Below are 4766 nucleotides of genomic sequence, written 5' to 3'. Positions count from 1 at the left end.
GTAGCCACCGGCCGCAGGGCCGCCGAACGCGGCCGCCGGCATCGCGGAGCCGTAGCCGCCCGGCGGCGCGGGCGCCGGGGGTACCTGCCGCCGCCGCTCCTCCTCACGCCACCGCGCCAGTGCCCGGTCGTTCAGCGGGAACGACTGCAACTGCACGCCACCCCACACCTCCTCGCCCGTGACCTGCCCCTCGACGGTGGCGCCCAGGCCGAGCGGGACGGCCACGAACTGCCGGACCGTGCCCGTACCGGAGTTGATGCCGTCCAGCCAGGGCTGGCGGGGGAGCACCACATAGTTCTGCGGGCCACGCGCCGGGCGGTCGCTCCAGGGCCGGCCCGAGACCGCGCACACCTTGCCGACGCCGACCTGGAGCGCGGCAGGCTCCGAGGTGCCCGCGAAGCTCAGCCACATCGCCTCGCGCAGATACACCGGCAGCATCACACCGCCGCGCGCCCGCCACGCCTCGGGAACCCGGTCCGCGTAGTCGGCGACCCGTCGCACCGGGAACTCGCCGAGGCCCGGCGGCAGGGGGTGGGTGCCGGACTCCGGCAGGCGCAGGGTGCGGATGAGCCGCACGGCCACCCCGCCCGGCAGCCGCAGTGTGTTCCCGTCGATCCGCGCGGTCGTGTCGGCCATCGGCCCGCTCCTCGCATCCGGTGCCGGCCCCCTGCCGGCGTTCCCTTCAGCGAGAACGCCCGCCGAACCCCGCGCGGTTCCGCCACAACTGCTCGGTGACGCCCAACCGCTCCCGCAACCGCGTCAGACGGGGCATCCGAGCGCGCTGCTCGCGCGACACGCGGTCCAGTTCCTCGAACAGGCGCCGGGTGCGGTGCTCGGTGTCGAGTTCGTCGAGGATGCGGTTGACCTCGGTCAGGACGGCTCCCGGCAGCTGCCAGTGCGCGGGGTCGCGCTCGGCCTCCTCGCGCAGCAGCAGGGCCAGCTTGTCGCGGGTGCCCGCGGCAGTGTGCAGTTCGGCGGCGAGGCGCTCCTCCGCCGACTCTGCGCTCGCGCTGAGGTGCGTGGTGACCAGCACCGCGAAGCTCACCACGGCGTCGGCGATCTCGGACAGCAGCTGTTCCAGGGCGGCGCCCGTCTCGGCCTCGAACAGCGGCTCGGGCTCCCGCTCCTTGGCGAGGTCGGTGAGGGAGCGGGCGAGCACCCGCAGGACGACCGTGCAGATCTCCAGCGTGTCCAGGCCGGTGCGCATCACGACCCGGTGCAGCACGCTGTCCTGCACGCGCGGGTTGAGCCGCAGACTGTCCTCGGCCTGCCGCAGGGCCGCGTCCACCTCGACGATGTCGTGGTCCAGCCGTCGCGCCTCGTGCAGCTGCTTCTCCGCGCGCTCCACGGGCGTGCCGCCCGCGGCCTCCTCGCCCATGCGCAGCATCAGCTGCCGCAGCCGGCGGGCCAGGCCGTCGATCGACTCGCCCGCCTCCTCCACCCACACCGGCGGAGACAGCAGCAGATTGCAGGCGAGCCCGACGGACGCACCGATCAGGGTCTCCACCACCCGGGCCCAGGCGGTGTCCCCGACGGTGGTGACACCGAGGACGAGCATCGCGCTGATCGCGACCTCGGGTACGTACTCCTCCACGCGGACCAGCCGTCCCACGGCCAGTGACGCCACCAGCAGCAGCGCCAGGCTCCACCAGGTCAGGCCCACCAGCAGGCTGAACGCGATGGCGACCAGGACGCCGGTCACCACGGCGTTCACCCGCCTGAAGCCGTTGGTGATCGTGGCGTACAGCGTCACCTGGACTACCAGCAGTGCCGTCAGGGGAGCGGTGAGTGGGGCCGGCTCAGGGCTCAGGCGCAGCGCGATGACGTAGGCGATCGTCGCCGCGGTCGCGGACCGCAGCGTCTGGACGACCACGGGGTCACGACGCTTCCTCACGATCCGCTCGGCGCGCGCCGTCCACTCACGTACCTCTCGCATCCTCGGGCTGTTCCCCTTCCCGGCGCATCGAACGCATCCGTCGAACACATCCATGAAGGACGCTCATGAAGGACGTTAGCGCCCGGGGCAAACCCCGGGCGACCGAGGGGATCAGGCGTACACCTTGTCGAGGAAGGCGGCCAGATGGCCCGTGGTCCGCTCGATCTGCTCCGCCACCGTGAGGCTCTCCTCGAACCGGGACCCGGCCTCGAGCGCCTTCTTCCCGCGGATGTACAGGGAACAGGCGAGGTCGGTGCACATGTACGCCCCGACGGAGTTGCCCTCGCGCCCGGCCGCTCCCGCCTTCCGCGCCGTCATCAGCGCGACCCCGCCCCGCGGGTGCGTCGTCAGGCACAGCGAACACATGCTGCGGTGCAGGAACCCGCGCTGCGCGGCCTGGAACCGCATCGACACGCCGACGAGCCCCCCTGCCCGCTCGGTCACCAGATAGCTCCGGTCGGGCGCCCCAGGGTCCCGCCACCCGAGGAAGTCGAGATCGCCCCAGGGACGCTCGCCGAGGTCCCGGGGCACGGCCAGGCGCTTGGCCTCGCCCTTGGAGCAGTTGATGAAGGAGGTGCGGATGTCCTGCTCGGTGAGCGGCTGCACGGGGGACTCCTGAGAGTGATCGTCACAAAACCTAGGGGCCCTAGGTTTTGGGGCCAGGTCAGGTTAGACAGCCGCGACGCGGGGGGCCAGCGGATTTCCCTCCGGCCTCGTCGTCCGGGGCTTCCCGGTCGCGCGAGACGTCCGGGACCTCCGGCGGCCAGACCCCGGCCCTGAGCGCCCCGAGCGCGTAGGCCCGGGCCACCAGCTCCGTGCGGTTGGACGCGCCCCAGCGGGACGACAGCCGGCGCAGGTGGTAGGCCACGCCATCCGTGGTGAGGGCCGTTTCGCGGGCCGCCCGGGCCGTGGTGGCGCCGGCGGCCAGAAGTGCGAGGACGCGGGCCTCCATCGGTGTGACCCGGGCCTGTCCGGCGGGGGAGGGGGAGCGTTCGGCGTCCACCCGGAGCATCACGAGCCCGCGCACCCTGCTGCGGGCCGTGCCCGGCAGCGGCCACATGATCGGCGTCGACGTCGGCGGGACCCGGGTCCGCGTGGAGCTCTTCGACCTCACCCTCACCGAACTCGCCCGCGCCGAGCGCTTGCTGTCGCCGCAGCGGTACGAGGTCGAGGCCATCGTCGACCACATCCGCCACGGCATCGCCGAGGTGCTGGACACCGCGGGCCTCGCGCCCGAGCGGCTCCTCGGCGTCGGCATCGGCGTCCCCGGCGTCGTCGAACGCACCGCGGACCGCGGCGCGCTCGTAACGGTCAGACCATCGGCTGGGACGCCGTCCCGCTTGAGGCGCTGCTCCGCGCCGGTTCCCCGCTGCGGGACACCGTCCCGTACTTCATCGACAACGGCGCCAAGACGCTGGGCCAGGCCGAGATGTGGTTCGGTGCCGGACGCGGCGCCCGCAACGCCGTCGTGGTGCTGCTCGGCTCCGGCATCGGCGCGAGCCTCGTCACCCCCGACGTGGAGCAGGGCCGCGCGGTCGAGTGGGGGCACCTGACCGTACGCGTACGGGGCCGCCGCTGCCGGTGCGGGGCACTCGGTTGTCTGGAGGCGTACGCGGGCGCCGAGTCGCTGCTCGCCCGCTGGCGGGAGGAGGGCGGTCGCGTCCCGGACGGCACCGACGAAGAGACCGCCCTCACCACGATGCTCGCCGCGGCCTACCCGTCCGAGGGCGCTGCCGCCGACCCCGTCGCGCCGGCCGTCCTGGAGGAGACCGCCGAGTACCTCGGGGCGGGCCTGTCCGACCTGATCAACCTCTTCCAGCCCGAGCGCATCCTCATCGGCGGCCGGGCGGGTTCGGCGCTCGGCTCGCGCTTCCTGCCCGCGGTCCGCTGCCACACCATGTCGTACGCGCTGCGCCACCCGGCCGGGAAGGTGACCGTCGACCTCGGCCGGCTCGGGCCCGACGCGGTCACGGCCGGCGCCGCGATCCTGCCGCTCGCCGACTTCTTCGCCCGCGGCGGACGGCGCCCCGACCCGGCACCGGAGTACCCGCTCCCGGCCTGGCGCACGGCGCTTCAGGAGCGGATACCGCGCTGAGGTTTCGCCGATCACCGCGGAGGTACTCGCGTGGCGCCCGGACCGCAGAAGGGAGCACGCCGTGACCGACCACCGCCTCGAAGGACCCGGCGAGAACGGTGAGCCCGTCCCGCGGGACATGCCGGATCAGCAGGCCGACGACGGCGAGGACCCGTGGGAGGTCGCCCCGCGCTTCACGGGCACCGGCGAGAAGGACACGCACCAGAACGACGACGAGAGCGACGAGCCCCCCGACGACGTCCCCGACACGGACGAAGCGGGGACGGGCCGGCAGGGAGCACCGCACTCGGGGACGGTTCACCCCGAGCAGCCGGTGCCTGACGAGCCCTCCGCCTGAGGAGGGCATTTCACCGGGGGCCGCAGCCGGCTGTGGGGGTCGGCTGCGGCCCCCGGGCATGTCCCGGTCTCCCGGGAAACTGTCCCGGGAATGCCGGCGGGAAACTGTCCCGGGAATGCCGGTCGCCCGGGTCAGCCCACCTTGCGTCCCCGCATCGGCTCCGTGCGCGCCCCCGCCCCCTGCTGGAGGCCCAGCAGGAACTCCTCCAGCACCTCAGGCGCCGTGTGCTCCGGCCGCCAGCCGAGCTCCGTGCGCGCACGCGTGCAGTCCATCAGCGGAAGCCGCAGCACCGCGTCGAACAGGCCAATATCAAACTGTAGTAAAGGTCCCGGGGTCTTTCCGTCCTGCTGCGCGAAACGAGCATCTTTACTCGTAGTGCAATTTCACCGGGCCTATGG

At 73.2% G+C, this 4766-nt stretch carries 3 protein-coding genes and 4 pseudogenes; 2 read left to right on the top strand and 5 right to left on the bottom strand.

What is annotated here, in order from left to right:
- The 4 genes and pseudogenes from ABZ281_RS38245 to ABZ281_RS38230 form a co-directional block, all read right to left on the bottom strand.
- Positions 1 to 636 (bottom strand): annotated as a pseudogene (locus tag ABZ281_RS38245) (hypothetical protein); the annotation flags it as partial.
- Positions 637 to 682: 46 nt separating this feature from the next.
- The gene (locus tag ABZ281_RS38240) at positions 683 to 1936 is read right to left on the bottom strand and encodes an FUSC family protein (protein ID WP_356662625.1); all 1254 of its coding nucleotides are present in this window, start codon (positions 1934 to 1936) and stop codon (positions 683 to 685) included.
- Between the two features lie 111 nt (positions 1937 to 2047).
- Positions 2048 to 2542 carry an FBP domain-containing protein gene (locus ABZ281_RS38235; RefSeq protein WP_356662624.1) on the bottom strand — a complete coding sequence of 165 codons (495 nt, stop codon included), beginning with the start codon at positions 2540 to 2542 and terminating at the stop codon, positions 2048 to 2050.
- Between the two features lie 58 nt (positions 2543 to 2600).
- Positions 2601 to 2954: pseudogene (locus ABZ281_RS38230) on the bottom strand (LuxR C-terminal-related transcriptional regulator); the annotation flags it as partial.
- A gap of 1 nt (position 2955) precedes the next feature.
- Here ABZ281_RS38230 and ABZ281_RS38225 point away from each other — a divergent pair.
- Both ABZ281_RS38225 and ABZ281_RS38220 read left to right on the top strand, forming a co-directional pair.
- Positions 2956 to 4031: pseudogene (locus ABZ281_RS38225) on the top strand (ROK family protein); the annotation flags it as partial.
- 61 nt (positions 4032 to 4092) lie between these two features.
- Positions 4093 to 4368: a hypothetical protein gene (locus tag ABZ281_RS38220; RefSeq protein WP_356662623.1), complete on the top strand. Its 276-nt coding sequence runs from the start codon at positions 4093 to 4095 to the stop codon at positions 4366 to 4368.
- Between the two features lie 131 nt (positions 4369 to 4499).
- Here the strand turns inward: ABZ281_RS38220 and ABZ281_RS38215 are convergent.
- Positions 4500 to 4670: pseudogene (locus tag ABZ281_RS38215) on the bottom strand (NAD-dependent epimerase); the annotation flags it as partial.
- Positions 4671 to 4766 lie beyond the last annotated feature (96 nt).

Origin of the sequence: Streptomyces sp. NPDC006265, from assembly GCF_040613555.1 — a bacterium.
GTDB lineage: Bacteria > Actinomycetota > Actinomycetes > Streptomycetales > Streptomycetaceae > Streptomyces.
This window is presented reverse-complemented; position numbering and strand designations above follow the sequence as displayed.